The following is a 17,971-nucleotide window of genomic DNA, read 5'->3' as shown; positions in this document are numbered from 1 at the left end:
CGGTATCTATGCAAGACCGTTGCAATACTGCCACTTCTTCGTTGGGCACGTAGATAAATAAGCCTCGATGCTTATGACATCCATCCCGTGATCGTATGTCGGCGACGGTTTAATGCACTACCTTGGCGCACTGCCACTAGTGGAGATCAAGCGATGACGATGCGTTACCCCCAAATGCAGTCAGACGACTTCCACAAATCCAACACTGTCGACGACCACGACCTTGCTTGGAATGAAGATGTTCCGGTATCTGTAGGCCCAAAACGCTTCACTGAGTCGGTGGAAGACTCGGTCCAGATGTACCTGCGTGAGATCGGCCAGGTCTCGCTGCTGAATGCCGCCAACGAGCTGGCGCTGGCCGAGGAGATCGCGCGCGGCCAGTCGGCCCAGGGCCGGCTCAACCGCAAGGAGTGGTCCTCGATCGGCGAGCGTGTGGCGCTCGACCGCGATGTGATCCGTGGCGACGACGCGCGCCGCCAGCTCATCCAGGCCAACCTGCGGCTGGTGGTGAGCATCGCCAAGAAGTACATCGGCAGCCCGCTCTCGTTCATGGATCTGGTGCAAGAGGGCAACATCGGCCTGATGCGCGCCGTCGAGAAGTTCGACTACACCAAGGGCAACCGCTTCTCCACCTATGCCACCTGGTGGATCCGCCAGGCCATCACGCGCGCGATCGCCGAGCAGAGCCGCCTCATCCGCCTGCCTGTCCACCTCAGTGAGTCAATTGGCCAGCTCCGCCGCATCTCGCGCCAGCTTGAGCAGCAGTTCGAGCGCGAGCCAACCCCCGAGGAGATCGCCGAGGCCCTGGGCACGAGCCTGCGCAAGGTGCGCCGCCTGATGCAGGCCGCCTCGCAGCCTATCTCGCTTGAGCAGCCGCTGGGCAATGATGGCGAGGGCCTAGTGAGCGAGCTGCTGGCCGACGAGTCGTCGGAGACGCCGGTGGAGATCGCGGCCCAGCGCATGATGGAGCACGACCTCTCGCGCGCCTTGGCGGCCCTGCCCGAGCGCGAGCGCAAGATCCTACGGCTGCGCTACGGCCTTGAGGATGGCCGCCGCCACACGCTTGAGGAGGTCGGCGTGGCGTTTGGCATCACCCGCGAGCGTACCCGCCAGATCGAGGCCGATGCGCTGCGCCACCTGCGCGCCCCCGATGTGGGCGCACAGCTCCAGGCCTACCTCGACTAACCCCCGCTTGCTCTTTTTCGCAAGCGCGCGCCGCATCCCGATGCGGCGCGCGCTTTTTCTATGACCGTTTTTGTGAGAAGAATGCCATTATTTTGTGGTACTCTTAGTGCTGTGTTGACGAGTATGTACTTTACGTTAGGGAGGAACTATGTCTGAAGGCGTGTGGGTAGAAGCGATAATCGTGGTGGTGCTGATGTTGGCGAATGGCTTCTTCGCCGCCTCAGAGATCGCGGTCGTCTCGGCGCGTAAGAACCGCCTTGAGCAGCGCGCGAACGAGGGGAATCGCGGGGCAGCAGCAGCACTTGAGCTTGCGGAAAACCCAAACCGCTTTCTTTCCACCGTGCAGGTGGGCATTACCGTCATTGGCACCTTTGCCGCAGCGTTTGGTGGCCAGAGCCTTTCCTCTGCGCTCGCCCCCCAGCTGCATGCAATTCCGATACTTGCCCCCTACGCCGATGCGCTGGCGTTCACAGTGGTGGTCATCCTGATCAGCTACCTGTCGCTGATCATCGGCGAGCTGGTGCCCAAGCGCCTGGCGCTCCAGGGCGCCGAGGGCATGGCCCAGGCGGTCGCGCCGGTGATGCAGATGCTCTCGCGCCTGGCCGCGCCGGTGGTGTGGTTTCTCACACTCTCGGCGGATGTGGTGCTGCGGCTGCTTGGGCGACATAACGTGGCGGAGACGCCGATCACCGAGGATGATGTGATCGCCCTGGTGCGCGAGGGCGCGGAAGAGGGCACGCTGGAGGCATCCGAGCAGGAGTTCATCAACAGCGTGTTCACCTTCACCGACCGCACCGTGCGCTCGCTGATGACCCCGCGCACCCAGGTGGTGGCGATCGAGCTGGGCACGCCGATCAGCGAGGTGGTGGAGACGATTACCTCCTCTGGCTACTCGCGCATCCCGGTGTACGAGGAGACGCTCGACCACGTGCTGGGCATCCTGCACGCCAAGGATCTGCTGCGCGACTGGGGCCAGGGCGAGGCGCTGGATCTGCACCAGAAGCTGCGCCAGCCACTGTATGTGCTGGAGGGCCAGCGCGCGATGGTGGCGTTCCAGCAGCTGAAGCAGAGCCGGATCGGCCTAGCGATGGTGCTGGATGAGTACGGCCAGGTGGCTGGCGTGCTTTCCATGGAAGATATGCTTGAGGAGCTGGTGGGCGAGCTTCAGGATGAGTACGACGAGGCCGAGGAGGCTGTGGTGGCCCGCGACGACGGCACGTTCCTCGTCGACGGTCTGCTGCCCTTCCCCGAGGCGGTCGAGCGCCTGAACCTGCCGGATGGCGAGCGCGGGCGCGAGAGCGATTTCGAGACCTTCGCGGGCTTCTTGCTCTCGCTGCTGGGGCATATCCCCAACGTGGGGGCCAAGCATGTGTGGCAGGGCTTCACCTTCGAGGTGATCGACATGGACGGTCGGCGCATCGACAAGATCCTGGTCAAGCCGCCGACGCCCAATCTGGCGCAGTCGGAGGCGGTGCTGGCCACAGGCCGGATCAATCCATCCGAATCGCCGCGCAAGGGTACGGGCGACTAGCGCGGGCATCATGATAGACGCCCTGGCGGCTTTGCTGCTGCCAGGGCGTCTTTTTGTGCCGCGTGCGATCTGCCTAGCCCTCGCGCCGCTTGACCATCATGGTGAACTCGCCCTCTTGCACCAGCTCGCCGCGCTGGTTGAGCACGCGCACCTGCTTGATGATGATGCCACGGTCGAGCTTGCTGGTCTCGCGCATGGCGCTGATCTGGAGCGTGGCGTGGATGGTGTCGCCGAACTTGATCGGCGCGCTGAACTTCCAGCTGAGGCCGAGGAAGGCGATGATGCCGTCGGAGTCGATGTCGGTGCGGTACTTCAGCCCGTTGACAATGGATAGGCCTAACAGCCCGTGGGCAATCCGCTCGCCGAATGCAGAATCGCGCATATACTCGGCGTCGGTGTGCAGCCGGTTGTAGTCGCCGGTCAGCCCGGCGAAGGCCACCACGTCGGCCTCGGTGATGGTGCGTGCGGGCGTGGTGAAGGTGTCGCCGATGGCGTAGTCTTCGTAAAATGTGCGTTTCATGGCGCTATTGTAGCATGGTCGGCCCTGGGGTGGTTGCGGCCCGCCCTGCGCCTGCCTATACTTTCCTTGCGCGTAAAAACACGGTCCGGTTGGTAGTCCGGGCGCAGCCGCTGGGGCTGTCAGTAACCTGCCCTCCCTGGGTTGTCCGGCGCGCATGTGCGTCAAAGGGAGGAATCACATGAGCACGCTGACGGTGTACTTTGCCGACCCCTGGTGGGTGGGCGTGATCGAGGAGGCATGCGGCGACACGCTGCGGGTAGCGCGGCACGTGTTTGGGGCCGAGCCGAGCGGGCCGGAGGTACTGGCCTTTGTGCTGGGGCCATATACCGCGTTGCTGGCGGCGGCCCCGCCTGCGGCGGCGGATGCGGCCCCCGCCCAGGAGCGCAGGCCCAGCCCCAAGCGCCAGGCCCGCGAGGCCGCCCGCGCCCTGGCCGAGCGCGGCATCTCCACCAAGGCCCAGGATGTGCTGCGCCAGCAGCTGGAGCAGCACAAGTGCGAGCGCAAGACCCAGAGCCGCGCCCAGCGCGAGGCCCTGGCCGACTACAAGCGCCAGCGAGCCAAGGAGAAGGCGCTGGCGAAGCATCGAGGTCGTTAGGTGAGTCGCGCCAGCGCGCAGGGCGCTACAGCCCTGTGCGCTGGCGGTGGCCTTGAAAAGGCGTGCTATAATTGCCTCAAGTTGCTGTGTATGGAGACACGTTATGGAGTACGAGGTCACAATCGGCCTTGAGGTTCACGCTCAGATCCTGACGAGCTCGAAGATGTTCTGCGGGTGTAGCGCCGAATACGCGAGCGCCGCGCCGAATACTCATGTCTGCCCTGTGTGCCTGGGCCTGCCTGGGGCGCTGCCGGTGATCAACCGCCACGCCATCGAGCTGGCGGTGCTGACGGGGCAGGCGCTCAACTGCCGGATCCAGCACGAAAATATTATCAGCCGGAAGAACTACTTCTACCCGGATCTGCCGTCCTCCTACCAGCGGACGCAGTACGACGACCCGATCTGCGTGGCGGGGTGGATCGAGATCGAGGGCGACCACGGCCCGAAGCGCATCGGCCTGACCCGCGTGCATATCGAGGAGGACACGGCCAAGAGCATCCACCAGCCGGATCGCTCGACGCTGGTCAACTTCAACCGCGCTGGTGTCCCGCTGATGGAGATCGTCTCCGAGCCGGACATCTCCTCGCCCGCCGAGGCCAAGATCTTCTTCCAGAAGCTGCGCGAGATGCTGATGTGGATCGGCGTGAACACGGGCAATATGGAAGAGGGCGCGCTTCGCTGCGATGCTAACATCTCGGTGCGGCCCAAGGGCCAGGTGAAATATGGCTCGAAGGTCGAGATCAAGAACATGAACTCGTTCCGCTCGGTCGAGCGGGCGCTGATCTACGAGGTAGACCGCCAGATCAAAGAGCTAGAGGCGGGCAACGCCATCCCGCAGTCCACGCGCGGCTGGAACGATGCCGATGGGCGCACAGTGCTGCAGCGCGTGAAGGAGAGCTCGGAGGACTACCGCTACTTCCCCGAGCCAGACATCCCGCCGCTGGTGCTGAGCGATGAGTGGATCGAGGCTCGCCGCGCCGAGCTGCCCGAGCTGCCCGACGCGCGGCGCGAGCGCTTTGTGTCGCAGTACGGCATCTCCGCCGCCGACGCCGAGACGCTCACTATCGAGCGGGCCGTCTCCGAGTACTACGAGACGGCGGTCGCCGCCGCGCCGAACTCGGCTGCGCGCGATGTGGCCAACTGGATCACGGGCGAGCTGTTCCGGCTGCTGAATGAGACCGGCGAGTCGCTAGGCGATATCCTTGGGCGCATGAAGCCTGAGTACGTGGGCCAGGTGCAGGATCTGCTCGACAAGGGCAGCATCACCCGCACCAGCGCCAAAGAGGTCTTCGAGCTGAGCTTCCGCAGCGGCAAGGCCCCCGGCGAGGTGGTGGCCGAGCGCGGCCTGGCCCAGATCAGCGCGGGCGACGCGCTGACCACCATGGCCCGCGAGGCGATCGCCAACAACCCCAAGGCGGTGGGCGAGTACCGCAGCGGCAAGGCCAGCGCCATCCAGTTCTTGGTGGGGCAGGTGATGAAGCTTTCGAAGGGCCAGGCCAACCCGCAGGCGGTGCGTGCGGCGCTTGAGGCCGAGCTGGCGGAGTAGCGTTTGTGCGGCGGGGCTGGGCAGCACCCAGCCCCGCCGACTGGCTGGCAGCATGGAACAAGCCATCCGAACCGAAAAACTGACCAAGCGCTACCAGCGCCATCTCGCCGTCGATAGCCTTGATCTGGAGGTCTACCGCGGCGAGATTTTTGGTTTTCTTGGCCCAAACGGCGCGGGCAAGACCACCACCATCGGCATGCTGCTGGGGCTGATCGCGCCCACCAGCGGGCGGGCCGAGGTGCTAGGCCACAACATCGCGCACAGCCCCGGCGAGGCGCTGCACCGCGTGGGCGCGATGATCGAGACCCCGGCGTTCTACCCCTACCTCTCGGGCCGCGACAACCTGCGCGCGCTGGCCATGGCTGGCGGCCTGCCCGCCACGCGGGCGGATGAGGTGCTGGCCATCGCGGGGCTGGCCGAGCGCGGCAGGGACCGCTTCCGCTCCTACTCGCTGGGTATGCGCCAGCGCCTGGGCATCGCCGCCGCCCTGCTGAACAGCCCCGACCTGATCATGCTGGACGAGCCGACCAATGGCCTGGACCCGGCGGGCCAGCAGGAGATCCGCACCCTGATCAAGAGCCTGGCCGCCGATGGCCGCACCATCCTGCTGTGCAGCCATGTGCTGCACGATGTCGAGCAGGTCTGCGATCGCGTGGCCATCCTGAAGGATGGGCGGCTGCGGGCCATGGGCCGCGTGGCCGACCTGCTGCGGCGCGGCCATGGGCTGCTGGTGCGGGTGGCGGGTGATCTGGGGCAGGCCGCCGAGCACCTGCGCGCGCTGCCATGGGTTGAGGCGGTCAATATCGAAGGTGACGCCATGCACGTGAGCGCGCCGGTGGAGCGCGCCGCCGAGGTGACGCTGCTGCTGGCCAGCCACGCTATCGGCGTGTCCGAGATCCGGCCAGATCACGACCGGCTTGAGGATGTGTTCCTAGAGATTACGCGGCAGTAGCGCTTTTGCCGCGCCGCCACGGGTGTGCTTTATGCTTCATCTTCTGCGCGCCGAATGGCTCAAGCTGGGCAAACGCCCGCTCACCTGGATCTTACTGGGGCTCTTTCAGGCGCTGATGGTGCTCCAGTTCATGATGTTCTGGTTCATCACGGTGATCAGCCCGCTGGCCCCTGGCGAGGTGCAGCGCGATGTTTTTACCCAGTATCTGGCCTTCCCTGGCGCGTTTGCTCTGATGTTCAGCCATATCAATGGGCTGGGCGGCATCTTCGCGGTGATCTTGGCGGCAGGATTCGTCGGCAGCGACTATGGCTGGGGCACGCTGCGTACGCATCTGGCGCACTACCCCGACCGCAGCCGCTACCTGCTGGCCAAGCTGCTGGTGGTGCTGCTGGCACTGGTGGCGGGCATGCTGATCACACTGGCGGTGGGCTGGCTGGCGGCGCTGGGCTTTGGCGCGCTGCTGGGGCCGGTGGCTATGCCCGATGCGGCGGCGCTGGCCAGCCTGCCTACGGCCTTGCTGCGCGCGCTGCTGGTGCTGCTGCCCTATGTGCTGCTCACGGTGGCGGCCACGGTCTACGGGCGCTCGCTGATGTTTGGTATGGCCTCGGGCTTGGTCTTTCAGCTGATCGATATCGCGTTTGGCGCGATCACGATGCTTGCGCATATGGGCGGGCTGTGGCAGATGTTCTACAACCTGATGCTCCAGGCGAATATCAACCGGCTCACCTATCTCAATAGCATGAGCTTTGGGATTGATCCCACCACCCTCAATAAGAATGTCGACCCCGCGCTGCTGCCCTCGCTGCCCCAGGCGCTGGTGCTAATCGCGCTGTACAGCGCCGCGTTTGCGGGCGCAGCCTTTTTTTGGCTGCGCAGGCGCGATGTGTCGGGGGCTAGCTAGCTGGCCCGAGGCTCGGCGTAGAGCACGATCGGCAGCCTGCTGAAGGGCAGGATCTCGGCCTGGGCGGCATCGGCGTTTACATACAGCCCGGTCGAGGAGCCGCCGTCGAGGTTGAGCGCGCGGTCGATCTCTAGATCGCTCTGGCGCAGCCATGCGGCAAATTCGTTCAGCGAGAAGGCGGGCTGGGCGCAGATGATTATCAGCATCCTGCCCTGGCGGTCGAGCGCCAGCGCCGTGCGGCGGTCGCGCTGGGCGTCCCATTCGACCCCAGCATCCACACCCCCTGGGAAGATTAGCATCGGGAAGGACTGGAGCGCCTGCTCCAGCGGCTGCTGCGGGTCGTAGCCCTGGTCGCGCAGGGGCTGGATGCCGACCTGCCCGTCGGGGGCCACGGCGAGCATGCCGCCGAATCCCTGGTAGCTCTGGCCGGTGGCCGCGCTATCGCTCACTAGCAGGGCAGTGGCCCGGAAGGCCTCGTCGAAGAAGCTGCCGTTCACCACAAGCAGCGCGTCGGTCTGCTTGGCCCAGTCGAGTAGCGGGCGGGGGCTGCCGGGCGAGTAGCCCACGCGCAGCCGCACCTGGGCGAGGTTGAGCCGCGCCACGGTGATCTGGGCCTGCTGGCTGCCCTGCTCGGCGCGCAGCGTGCGCAGCTCGATGCCGTGGCTGCCCGCGACCCAGCCGGTGTCGGCGGCGGTGGTGGTGGTGTCGGTGGGCTGGGGCTGGGCGGTGACGGTGGGGCGGAGCGTAGGGATGGGCTGGGGCGCTGGGCTGCTGGCGGCGCTGCACGCGCAGAGCATAGGGACAAGCACGAGCCAGCGGAGCGTTCGGGAAAAGATCATGGCGGTTGGCGCTTGATGGTGGCGGCGCTGCCTTGGATGGGCGGGCCTCGGTCGGAAAAGCGCCGGTATTATAGCACCCCATGGGCATGCTGGCTGACTGGGTGCGCACAAGAGCGCAGCGCTGCATCGAACGTTACGATGCAGCGCTGCGCGTTCTTATGCGGCCAGCGCGCTCGGGCGGTTGCGGGCCTGGTCGCGCACGGCCTCGGCCACGCGGATCCAGCCATCCACGGTGGTGGGCTTGGCGCTGCGGCTGCCCAAGAAGTGTTGCACCTGGCCCCACGTGTCGCCGCCGATCACCTCGGCGTAGCGGGCGAAGAAGCGGCGCTCGGCCTCGGCGGCGTCGCGCGGCGGCTCGGTGGTGTGGGCTGGCTGCGCCTCCTCGCGGGCGGGCTGGGCGGGCGCGTCATCCACGCTGGGGCCATCGTCGGCCTCGGCCTCGTGGGCGGCCAGCGGCTGGGCGGCTGGCTCGGCCTTGCGGGCGGCCTTGTCGCCCTTGCGGCCTGCGGCCTTTGGCTCCTCGGCGGCGAGGTCGGGGTAGAGCGCGGCCAGGGTGGCTGGGTAGCGCTTGTTGAGCTTCAGGTGGGCCGGGCGCGGCGGCTTGATGATCGGCGTGATCGAGCGCTCGTCGCCCTCGCGCTCGACCAGCAGGATGGCGTCGGCCTCGTAGGCGATGTTCTCGTCGGCCATCACGCGCAGGCCCTCGTCCATCAGGCTGCCCTCGGTGTCGGAGCGATATTTGCGGGCCAGGTGGCCGATCAGGATGACGTGGAAGCCAGCCTGCTTTAGCTCGGTGAGGCCGGTGTAGAGCGTCTGCATGTTGCGGTTGACCGATGCGTGCTCGTCGAAGGTGATGCCAGTCTTGCGGTCGGTCTCGGCACCGGCGCGGCGCTGGGCGTGGGCGCGCATGGCCTGGAAGACCTTGGAGATCGAGTCGAGCACCACAGTGTCGCCGGGCTTGCCCTGACGCTTGATCTCGTTCATAGCGTCCACCAGCATGCGCAGCGAGAGCGACTGGAGCACCTGGATGCGGCGGTGGATGCCGGGCTTGTTCGAGAGGTTCTGCGCCGCGCCCTCGGTGTCGAGGATCCAGAGCGTGCCGCTGCGGCGGGCGCTAGTGGCCAGGTGCGATTTGCCCGCGCCAGCCTGGCCGGTGAGGATAAACATGCTGCCGGTCTGCAGCTCGTCGATACGCTGAAACATAGCGTCCCCTTGCTGGCCAGATAACGCTGGCCTGTATATACTCGTATTTGTCGCGTATGGTTGCTCAAGAAGCTAGAATGACGCTTCGCTTATGTATAATAGCACTTATGTTCGTATTTGTAAAGCGCTGATTTGTCGTTATTATGATGCTGCGAAGTTGGTATAAAAACGGTTATTTTTAAATTGTCAAAGAACCGTAAATCTGGTACTATAAGCCAATATCAAGCCTGCCAGGAGCCAGCCATGACGCGAAAACAGCTCTTCGACATAGAGGCGTCATATTTCTACCAGCCGCAGATGTTTGACCTCGCCCAGGCCCAGACATTTGATGCGGCGGTCTCACAGGCGATGGCGCTGCTGGATGCGATCTGTGCGCCGCGCACCCTGCAAATTGTCTGGCTCCGCCACGGCTACCACCTGCTCGGCCCCCACCACACCCAAGCCCTGATCATGCCTGACGAGGCGGCGCAGCTGGCCCTGGCGCGCGGCGAGTGCGTGCTGGCCGATAGCTCGGATGTGTTCCTGCCGCTGCTTGGGCGCGGCCAGCTGCTCGGCTGGATCTATCTCGACATCCCTGAGTGCGATACCGAGCGCTCGCTGGCGCTGCGGATGCTGGCCAGCCAGCTTGGCCCGACCCTGGCCCTGCACGAATCGGCCCACCAGGAAGACGAGCGTGTCCACCACTTTCGCACCCTCACCGAGACCGGGCGCATCCTCAGCGGCGTGCTGGATGTCGAGACCCTGCTGGCGACCATTTACACCGCTGTATGCCAGGCGGTCGAGGCCCCCAACTTTTACATCGCCTTCTACAACCCCACCTATGATGACTTCGAGCTGGCCTATGTGATGTGTGAGGGCGAGCGCCTAGAGCGCTCCTACCGCTGGCCCGCATCCGAAGGGCTGGCCGGGATCGTCATCCGCCAGCGTGCGCCGCTCTACACCAACGACTATATGGCCGAGTGCGCCCGCCGCGGGGTTGCGCCGCGCCGCGTGAGCGATCTGCCTATCGGGCTGGCATGGCTGGGCATCCCGCTGATCGCCAACGACACGGTGATTGGCATGATGAAGGTCAGCAGCCTGCGCGCGGGCAGCTTCTACACCCACGATCAGGTGGATCTGCTGGCGGCGATCGGCAGCCAGGCGGCGGCGGCGCTCTCGAACGCGCGGCTGTTCCGCCAGAGCACGCGGCAGTCGCAGGAGCTGGAGGCGCTGAACCGCATCGGGCGCACCATCACCTCGTCGCTGGACACTGAGCAGGTGCCCTCGCTGATCATGGAGCAGGTCTGCACGCTGCTGAATGTGGAGGAAGGCTCGCTGCTGCTGGCCGATGAGGAGAGCGGCGATCTGGTGTTCGCCTACACCAGCGGGCCGGTAGGCAACCAGCTGCTAGGGCAGCGCATCCCGCGCGGGCGCGGGCTGGCGGGCTACGTGGTGCGCACCGGCGAGGCCGTGATTGTCAACAATGCCCAGAATGACACGCGCTTCTACGACTATACCGACAAGAGCACCGGCTTTACTACCAAGGCGCTGCTGGCGGTGCCGCTGCGCGGCGTGGCGGGCATACGCGGTGTGATCGAGGTGATGAACCGCCTAAACGGCTCACCGTTTACCTCCGACGACCGGCGGCTGCTGGAGGCGGTGGCCGACCAGGCGGTGATCGCGCTGGAGAACGCGCGGCGCTTCACCCAGGTGGATCGGGCGCTGGCCCGCCGCGCCCAGGAGCTTTCCGAGACCAACGCGCAGCTGCAGCACAACCTGCAGAGCCTCACCGCGCTCAACGCGCTGAGCATGGCCATCACCACATCGATGCGCAGCCAGCACGAGATCTTTACGATGACCGCGCGCGGCGTGATGGAGGTCTCGGGGGCGCAGGGCGCGCTAGTGCTGCTGCCTGATGACACGCGGCTAGCCCCGGTGGTGCAGCTTGGTGAGGCCGCCATGTCGCCCATGGTCGAGGCGGTATGCCGCACGGCTATGCGCACGGGCCGCCCCGAGCTGGTGCGCCCGCTGGAGCCAGATGCGCCGCTGCTGTTCGCCGTGCCCATGCGTGCCCCGCGTCGGCTGGTGGGCATGCTCTGCGTGTTCTTCCTGGCGATCTCGCCCGATGCCTCCGATCAAGAAACCGTGGTGCTGTTTGCCACCCAGGCCGCCGCCGCGATCGAGAGCATCGAGCTGTTTGCCGAGCTGCGCGGCGCGAACGATCTGATGGGATCAATCCTCTCCTCCACCCGCGAGGGGATCATCATGATCACTAGCGACCGCAAGATCGCCCACGCCAACGCGGCGATCTACCGGCTGACCCAGCTAGACAGCCAGGCCTTCCAGAGCGCCTCGTTTGACGCATGGCTGACCAATTGGCAGCGGACGGTTTCGTATGGGCTTGATGAGTGGCTGTCGCTGCGTGGCGGGCTGGATCGCATCCTGCACGGCGAGGACCGGCTGGCCTTTGGTCACCTGAACGCGCAGGACACCCAGACATGCTCGCTGGAGTGGGCGGTGCTGCCGGTGCACAGCGAGGAGGGCGGCGTGCTGCTGGTGCTGCGCGACATCACCGAGGCGCGCGAGGCCGAGCGGCTGCGGCAGGATCTGACCAACATGATCGTGCACGACCTGCGCACCCCGCTCTCAAGCGTGATGGCGGCGCTTGAGATGATGCTGCGTGGCATCCCCGGCGATCTGACCGACAGCCAGCGCAATGTGCTGAATATCGCCAGCACGAGCTCGGTGCAGATGCTGGAGATGATCAATACGCTGCTGGACATAAGCAGGCTTGAGGATGGCCGCATGCCGATCACGCTCAGCGCAACGCCGATCGCTAGCCTGGTCAAGCGTGCTGTCCAGCGGGTGTCGATGCTAGCGCAGGAGCGCTCGATCATCATCCAGACCGACATCCCCGCCGATCTGCCCTGCGCCAGCGCCGATGGCGAGCTGATCGTGCGCGTGGTGCAGAATCTGCTGGGCAATGCGATCAAGTTCAGCAGCCGGGGCAGCACGGTGCTGATCTGCGTGAGCAGCTACGGCGGCGGTACGGCACACCCCATGCTCTGCGTGTCGGTGCGCGACTGCGGCATCGGCATCGCGCCAAAAGACCAGGGCCGGGTCTTCGCCAAGTTCAGCCAGGTGGGCGACTCGCGTGGGGGCACGGGGCTGGGCCTGCCGTTCTGCAAGCTGGTGGTCGAGGCGCACGGCGGGACGATCTGGCTTGAGAGCGAGCTTGGCCACGGCAGCAGCTTTTTCTTCACTGTGCCAGTCGCCTAACATGCATAGCGAAATCGCGCGTCTAGATCCGGATCTCTAACCCTTCGCGGGCCGCGCAGGTGTTGGGGAAGCGGGCCTGGGCGCGCTCTTCATTTTCGGCGATCGTCTCGTCGTCGTAGCTGGGGTCGTGGTGGAAGAGCACCAGCTGGCGCACATGGCTGGCGTGGGCCACATCGCAGGCCATCTCGGGGGTGCTGTGGCCCCAGCCCTGGCGTGGGCGCTGCTGGTTGGCGTAGTCCTCCATGCGGTACTGGGCGTCGTGGATGAGCACGTCGGCACCCTGGGCAAATTTCACCAGCCGCTGGTCGGTGGCGATGTAGCCCTCGGTGTCGGTGGCGTAGACCACCGATTTGCCGCGCCAGCTGATGCGGTAGACGTGCACGCCGTTCTTGGGGTGGGCGTAGCTGTGGTAGACCTGCACCCGCACCAGCTCGGGCGAGGGGTCGACCTGCTCATGATACTGGTTGAGCACGCGTACATCGTGCTGGTTCTGGCCCATCAGCACCACGTCGGTCTCGTTGAGGTTGCGCAGGATCTTGAGCGATGCCAGCTCGTCGAGGCTGATCGGGAAGGTGGGCGGCAGCATGGCGTGGGTGAGCGTCTCCTGCAGGTCGGCCTCGAAGACCTTGGGGCCGAGGATGTGCAGGGTGCTTGCGCCGATGTAGGCCGGCTCGAAGAAGGGGAAGCCCTGGGTGTGGTCGTGGTGCATGTGGCTGAAGAAGATCGTGGCCACCACCGGGCGGTTGCCCTGGGCCTGCGAGCGTCGGATCAGCTCGTTGCCCAGCGGGATGATCCCCGAGCCTGCGTCGAGGATGATGGTGTGGATGCCCGCCTGGATCTCAACGCAGGAAGTGTTCCCACCGTAGCGAACCGTTGTTGGCCCCGGCACTGGGTAGCTGCCTCGCACCCCCCAAAAACGGATCACGAGATCGTCAGACATTGGATGCCCTTTCCTCATGAGCGCGCCGCGCGGCAAGCGGGCTTCGCACCATAATGTACTGCTATAGTGTTCCCACCGTGCGCAGAGCATAGCCCATGTGGTCGGGTCGTCCAACCGCCTCTGCCCGCTCGGTCGTGCGGCAAGGCGCGACCGAGCGGGCAGAGATGGTGCGGTCAAGGGCTATGCGTCGCCCCCGGCCCAGTCGACGAGCATCTGCGTGAGCAGCCGCACCCCGACGCCCGCGCCGCCGCGCGGCGTGTAGGGCCCCATGGCCCGCTCGGAGTAGGCTGTCCCTGCGATGTCGAGGTGCGCCCATGGGTACTCGCCAACAAACTGCGAGAGGAAGGCCGCCGCGGTGAGCGCGCCGCCGGGCCGCCCGCCGGTGTTCTTCAGGTCGGCGACCTCGCTGCGGGTCTGGTCGAGGTACTCCTCCCAGAGCGGCATCCGCCAGACGCGCTCGTGGGTCTCTTGGCCAGCGCGGCTGAGGCGGTCGGCCAGCGAGTCGCTGTTGGTCATCATCCCGCTCACGTAGGTGCCCAGGGCCACCACGATCGCGCCGGTGAGCGTGGCCAGGTCGATGATCGCATCTGGCTCGTAGCGCTGCGCGTAGTAGAGCGCGTCGGCCAGCACGATCCGGCCCTCGGCATCGGTGTTGAGCACCTCAATCGTCTTACCGCTGAGCGTGGTCAGGATGTCGCCTGGCTTGTAGGCGGTGCTGCTCGGCATGTTTTCCGCAGTGCTTATTAAACCAACGATGTGCAGGGGTAGTTTTAGCGCACCAATCACGCGCAGTGTGCCCAGCACGGCGGCGGCCCCGCTCATGTCGCTGATCATCTCCTGCATGCGCTCGCCGGGCTTGATCGAGATGCCGCCGGTGTCGAAGGTGATGCCCTTGCCCACGAGGCAGATGGTGGGCACGCCCGGCTGCTTGCTGCCGTACTCGATGGTGATGAAGCGCGGCTCGTTGGCCGAGCCTTTGCCCACGCCGATGATGCCGCCGAAGCCCTGGGCCTCCAGCTGGGCCTTGTCGAGCACTGTCACCTTGAAGCCGAATTCCTTGCCCAGATCTAGCGCGGTCTCGCCCAGCTTGGCGGGCACCACCACGTTGCCGGGGTGGTTGATCAGGTCGCGGGCGAAGCTGGTGCCGGCGGCGATTGCCTGGCCAACCGCCGCGCCTGCGGACACCTCGTCGGTGTCGCTGGGGGCGAGGATGGTCAGGCTCTCGATGCTGCGGGTCTGCTCGGGGCTGAGGCCGGTGCGGTAGGTGTCGAAGCGGTAGAGCGCGAGCGTCGCGCCCTCGGCCAGGGCCTGGCCTGCAGCCCTCGGGCCTATGGGGCCGCCCTCGGCCAGGGCCAGGGCGAAGCTGTCGACGCCGATCTCGCGGGCGCGGGTGGCGGCGGTGGCGGCGGCCACGCGCAGTTTCTCGCTGGTGACGGCGGCCTTGGGGCCAAGGCCCACCAGCAGCACGCGGCTGGCGGCCACCGCGCCGCGCGGGTAGATCACAAGGCTCTGCTTGGCCTTGCCTGTCCAGTCGCCTGCTTCGATCAGCGGGGCAATCGCCTCGGGGAGTGTTTCGCCCTCCCATGTCGCAAGGGCCAGCAGCGGCGTCTGGTAGCCGAATGGCTCCGCCGCGTTGATAGAGATGTTCATTGCCGTGCCGTTTCGCTACAGGCTCGTAACTCCGTGGTTGTGGGAGCGGCGGTTGGGGGCGCTCCGCGATGCCAGGCTGAGCCAAAGGGTTTCGCTGCGGTCTGTGGCCCCGGTGGGGGCGCTGGCAGGCCACATATGGGCATTATAGCACCGCATCGCGCCGCCGGAAACCACGACGAATACCACGAAGACGCAAAGACACGAGGGAAGCGGATGATCGGTTTACCACCAAGACTCCAAGGCACCAAGGATAGAAAAGATTGTTTGGGAAGGTGGATTGCGTGGTGATGGCCCGCGAGTGCACGCCAGCGGCCTCGCCCATCCGGCGAAGGTGCACCAATGGGCATGCTGGCCATAATCCTCACCGCAGCGGGAAGGCCATGCCCAGCGCTGGCGGGCCGATTTTCCGGCCTTTCTTTGCTTTGTGCCTTTGGGCCTCTGTGGTGAAAAGAGCACCCTTGGTGTCTTGCAGCTTTGGCGGCGATGGCTTGCCCGGGTGTTGAGCATGCCCTGGTATGCCAAGGCCCGCGCATGCAGCTCGTAGGGTGCGAGCTGCATGCGCGGGCCTGCGGGCGCGGTGCTGAGCGCGGCTGCTAGAGGCGCTCGGTTTCTGGGCTGGCGGCGGGCGGCTCGCTGGGGGCGGCGGGCTGCGGCGCGGGCCGTGGCGCAGGGTTGCGCGAGCCGACCATCGCGCCCACCGCGCCCTCGATGAACGGTGTGATCGTGTCGATCGGCAGCGGGAAGATGATCGTGCTGTTCTTCTCGACCGCGATCTCGGTCAGCGTCTGCAGGTAGCGCAGCTGCAGCGAGGTCGGCTCGGCAGAGATGACCTTGGCAGCCTCGGAGAGCATCTGCGAGGCCTGGAACTCGCCCTCGGCGTGGATGATCTTGGCGCGCTTCTCGCGCTCGGCCTCGGCCTGCTTGGCCATGGCGCGCTGCATGGTGGAGGGCAGCTCCACATCTTTTACCTCGACGATCGTCACCTTCACGCCCCACGGCTCGGTCTGCTCGTCGATGATCTGCTGCAGCTTCTGGTTGATCTTCTCGCGCTGGGCCAGCAGGTCATCCAGCTCGACCTGGCCCACCACGCTGCGCAGCGTGGTCTGGGCGATCTGCATGGTGGCGCGGATGTAGTCCACCACTTTGGTCACGGCCCAGTCTGGGTTGATGACCATGAAGTACAGCACCGCGTTGACCTTGATCGTCACGTTGTCGAGCGTGATCACCTCCTGCGCGGGCACGTCCATGGTGATCACGCGGGTGTCCACGCGCACCATGCGCTCTAGCACCGGGATGAGGAAGAAGATACCCGGCCCGCGCGCGCCCACCAGGCGACCCAGGCGGAAGATCACGCCGCGCTCGTACTCGGGCACGATCTTGATTGCGGCGAGCACCAACATGAGCACCATGAAGATGAAGACGGCGGCGCAGAGGATTGTTGCTGCCAGGGGCATATATCGCTCCTTCTAACCATTGTCCAGATGTTGGACAATCAGCTGCATATGGTGAAATCCCACGACCTTGACGTGGTCGCCCACGGCGGCGCTGCCATCCTGGCAGATCGCGCTCCACAGTGCGCCGTCGACATAGACCATGCCCTGCGGGTCGAGCGGCCTGCGCACCTCGGCCACCATGCCCACCAGCGCCTCCTGGCCGGTGACGGCTGGCTTGGCCCGCACGCGCAGGGCCAGCACCACGGCGGCTGCCACCGCAGCGCCCAGCGCCACGGCCAGCCCCAGCACGGCCCACAGCGACACGCCGCTGCCGGGGGCCTGCGCGGGGTCGATCAGGTTCAGCCCGGCCACCACCATCAGCACGATGCCGACCACCGCCAGCGCGCCGTGGAAGGGTGTGACAAATTCGGCCACCAGCGCCACCAGGGCCAGCACCAGCACGGCCAGCGCCCACAGCTGCAGGGGCAGCATGAGCAGCCCGGCCAGCCCCACCAGGATGAGCACCGCACCCGAGCCAGCGAAGACGGTGATGCCCGGCGTGGCAAATTCGAGCGACACCAGGATAGCGCCGATGATCAGCAGGGCAAAGGCCAGGGTGGGCTGGGCCAGCAGCATGCGCAGGCCCTCCCAGGTGGTGGGCGCTATGGGCTGGATGGGCTGGCCCAGTGTGGCCAGCGTGGCCTGCGCGCCGCCCGCCAGGGCCACTGTGCGCCCGTGCAGCTGCGCCACCAGCTGGGCCTGGTCGGCGGCCACCATGGTGATGGCGGGCGGGCTTGCGGCTACCGCCTGCTGGTTGGTGAAGATGGCCCCGCTGCGCACCGCCTGATCGACCCACGCGGTGCTGCGGCCCTGGGCCTCGTTCCACTGGCGGATCTGCTGGGTCAGGCTGTCCATCAGCAGGTCGGCGGTCTGCTGGGTTAGGCTGGCGTCGATCTGGGCTAGCGGGTAGGGGCTGCCGAAGGTGGTGCCGGGTGCCATGGCGCTGATATGCGCGGCGCTCAGCAGGATCGCGCCGGTTGGCCCGGCGTCGGTGCCTGCGGGGGCCACGAACACAGCCACGGGCACCTTGGCCTGGGCGATCTCCTGGGCCAGCACCCGAGCGTCGCGCAGCACCCCGCCCTCGCTGCGCAGGTTGATGATCAGCACGGTGGCCCGCGCCGACTCGGCCTGCTGGATGGCGCGGCGGATATAGTCAAATGATGGGGCGGTGAGCACCCCATCGACCTGGATGGAGAGGATGGGGCCAGCCGGTGCGGCCTGGGATGCGCTCGGCGCGAGGGCGCAGGCCAGCAGCGCCAGCGCAAGGATGGCGGCGCGCAGCAGGCGGAGGCACCTATCAACGTAGCTCGTAGGATATTTCACGGCGTTTGCGCCCACTCGAAAGGGTTCGCCCAATG

At 66.2% G+C, this 17,971-nt stretch carries 14 protein-coding genes; 7 read left to right on the top strand and 7 right to left on the bottom strand.

Features of this window, described 5'->3' with window-relative positions; all coding sequences use genetic code 11:
- Nucleotides 1-159 precede the first annotated feature (159 nt).
- Together F8S13_15900 and F8S13_15895 are read left to right on the top strand one after the other, a co-directional pair.
- Complete coding sequence (locus tag F8S13_15900; protein KAB8142033.1) at nucleotides 160-1,185, top strand: sigma-70 family RNA polymerase sigma factor; 1,026 nt, start codon at nucleotides 160-162, stop codon at nucleotides 1,183-1,185.
- A gap of 148 nt (nucleotides 1,186-1,333) precedes the next feature.
- A complete protein-coding gene (locus F8S13_15895; GenBank protein ID KAB8142032.1) occupies nucleotides 1,334-2,716 on the top strand; it encodes an HlyC/CorC family transporter in 1,383 nt (460 codons plus the stop codon).
- A 73-nt stretch (nucleotides 2,717-2,789) separates the two neighbouring features.
- On the opposite strand, the gene F8S13_15890 is transcribed toward F8S13_15895, so the two are convergent.
- Nucleotides 2,790-3,236, bottom strand: a complete 447-nt coding sequence (locus tag F8S13_15890; GenBank protein KAB8142031.1) for a dehydratase — start codon at nucleotides 3,234-3,236, stop codon at nucleotides 2,790-2,792.
- Between the two features lie 178 nt (nucleotides 3,237-3,414).
- Between F8S13_15890 and F8S13_15885 the strand changes: the two genes are divergently transcribed.
- From F8S13_15885 to F8S13_15870, 4 genes are all read left to right on the top strand, one after another.
- Nucleotides 3,415-3,831: a YjdF family protein gene (locus F8S13_15885; GenBank protein ID KAB8142030.1), complete on the top strand. Its 417-nt coding sequence runs from the start codon at nucleotides 3,415-3,417 to the stop codon at nucleotides 3,829-3,831.
- A gap of 103 nt (nucleotides 3,832-3,934) precedes the next feature.
- On the top strand, nucleotides 3,935-5,377 hold the full coding sequence (gene gatB / locus F8S13_15880; protein KAB8142029.1) for an Asp-tRNA(Asn)/Glu-tRNA(Gln) amidotransferase subunit GatB: 1,443 nt from the start codon (nucleotides 3,935-3,937) through the stop codon (nucleotides 5,375-5,377).
- A gap of 52 nt (nucleotides 5,378-5,429) precedes the next feature.
- Nucleotides 5,430-6,329 carry an ABC transporter ATP-binding protein gene (locus F8S13_15875; protein KAB8142028.1) on the top strand — a complete coding sequence of 300 codons (900 nt, stop codon included), beginning with the start codon at nucleotides 5,430-5,432 and terminating at the stop codon, nucleotides 6,327-6,329.
- A gap of 31 nt (nucleotides 6,330-6,360) precedes the next feature.
- On the top strand, nucleotides 6,361-7,230 hold the full coding sequence (locus F8S13_15870; GenBank protein KAB8142027.1) for a hypothetical protein: 870 nt from the start codon (nucleotides 6,361-6,363) through the stop codon (nucleotides 7,228-7,230).
- Here F8S13_15870 and F8S13_15865 read toward each other — a convergent pair.
- A complete protein-coding gene (locus F8S13_15865) occupies nucleotides 7,227-8,069 on the bottom strand; it encodes a phosphodiester glycosidase family protein (protein ID KAB8142026.1) in 843 nt (280 codons plus the stop codon). The two genes, F8S13_15870 and F8S13_15865, sit on opposite strands and share 4 nt — an antisense overlap.
- Nucleotides 8,070-8,225: 156 nt before the next feature.
- A complete protein-coding gene (locus F8S13_15860) occupies nucleotides 8,226-9,272 on the bottom strand; it encodes an AAA family ATPase (protein ID KAB8142025.1) in 1,047 nt (348 codons plus the stop codon).
- A 243-nt stretch (nucleotides 9,273-9,515) separates the two neighbouring features.
- Between F8S13_15860 and F8S13_15855 the strand changes: the two genes are divergently transcribed.
- The gene (locus tag F8S13_15855; GenBank protein KAB8142024.1) at nucleotides 9,516-12,530 is read left to right on the top strand and encodes a GAF domain-containing protein; all 3,015 of its coding nucleotides are present in this window, start codon (nucleotides 9,516-9,518) and stop codon (nucleotides 12,528-12,530) included.
- Between the two features lie 22 nt (nucleotides 12,531-12,552).
- On the opposite strand, the gene F8S13_15850 is transcribed toward F8S13_15855, so the two are convergent.
- From F8S13_15850 to F8S13_15835, 4 genes are all read right to left on the bottom strand, one after another.
- Complete coding sequence (locus tag F8S13_15850) at nucleotides 12,553-13,470, bottom strand: MBL fold metallo-hydrolase (GenBank protein KAB8142023.1); 918 nt, start codon at nucleotides 13,468-13,470, stop codon at nucleotides 12,553-12,555.
- Between the two features lie 180 nt (nucleotides 13,471-13,650).
- Complete coding sequence (locus F8S13_15845; protein KAB8142022.1) at nucleotides 13,651-15,120, bottom strand: leucyl aminopeptidase; 1,470 nt, start codon at nucleotides 15,118-15,120, stop codon at nucleotides 13,651-13,653.
- A 593-nt stretch (nucleotides 15,121-15,713) separates the two neighbouring features.
- A complete protein-coding gene (locus F8S13_15840; protein KAB8142021.1) occupies nucleotides 15,714-16,574 on the bottom strand; it encodes a slipin family protein in 861 nt (286 codons plus the stop codon).
- 12 nt (nucleotides 16,575-16,586) lie between these two features.
- Complete coding sequence (locus F8S13_15835; protein KAB8142020.1) at nucleotides 16,587-17,936, bottom strand: nodulation protein NfeD; 1,350 nt, start codon at nucleotides 17,934-17,936, stop codon at nucleotides 16,587-16,589.
- Nucleotides 17,937-17,971 lie beyond the last annotated feature (35 nt).

The sequence above is a fragment of the Chloroflexia bacterium SDU3-3 genome (assembly GCA_009268125.1).
In the GTDB taxonomy this organism is placed as follows: domain Bacteria; phylum Chloroflexota; class Chloroflexia; order Chloroflexales; family Roseiflexaceae; genus SDU3-3.
This window is presented reverse-complemented; position numbering and strand designations above follow the sequence as displayed.

Coding starts and splice junctions, on each gene's coding strand:
- F8S13_15860 (KAB8142025.1), bottom strand. CDS start 9,272: ATGTTTCAGCGTATCGACGAGCTGCAGACCGGCAGCATGTTTATCCTC.
- gatB (KAB8142029.1), top strand. CDS start 3,935: ATGGAGTACGAGGTCACAATCGGCCTTGAGGTTCACGCTCAGATCCTG.
- F8S13_15895 (KAB8142032.1), top strand. CDS start 1,334: ATGTCTGAAGGCGTGTGGGTAGAAGCGATAATCGTGGTGGTGCTGATG.
- F8S13_15840 (KAB8142021.1), bottom strand. CDS start 16,574: ATGCCCCTGGCAGCAACAATCCTCTGCGCCGCCGTCTTCATCTTCATG.
- F8S13_15850 (KAB8142023.1), bottom strand. CDS start 13,470: ATGTCTGACGATCTCGTGATCCGTTTTTGGGGGGTGCGAGGCAGCTAC.
- F8S13_15865 (KAB8142026.1), bottom strand. CDS start 8,069: ATGATCTTTTCCCGAACGCTCCGCTGGCTCGTGCTTGTCCCTATGCTC.
- F8S13_15900 (KAB8142033.1), top strand. CDS start 160: ATGCGTTACCCCCAAATGCAGTCAGACGACTTCCACAAATCCAACACT.
- F8S13_15870 (KAB8142027.1), top strand. CDS start 6,361: ATGCTTCATCTTCTGCGCGCCGAATGGCTCAAGCTGGGCAAACGCCCG.
- F8S13_15845 (KAB8142022.1), bottom strand. CDS start 15,120: ATGAACATCTCTATCAACGCGGCGGAGCCATTCGGCTACCAGACGCCG.
- F8S13_15875 (KAB8142028.1), top strand. CDS start 5,430: ATGGAACAAGCCATCCGAACCGAAAAACTGACCAAGCGCTACCAGCGC.
- F8S13_15890 (KAB8142031.1), bottom strand. CDS start 3,236: ATGAAACGCACATTTTACGAAGACTACGCCATCGGCGACACCTTCACC.
- F8S13_15855 (KAB8142024.1), top strand. CDS start 9,516: ATGACGCGAAAACAGCTCTTCGACATAGAGGCGTCATATTTCTACCAG.
- F8S13_15885 (KAB8142030.1), top strand. CDS start 3,415: ATGAGCACGCTGACGGTGTACTTTGCCGACCCCTGGTGGGTGGGCGTG.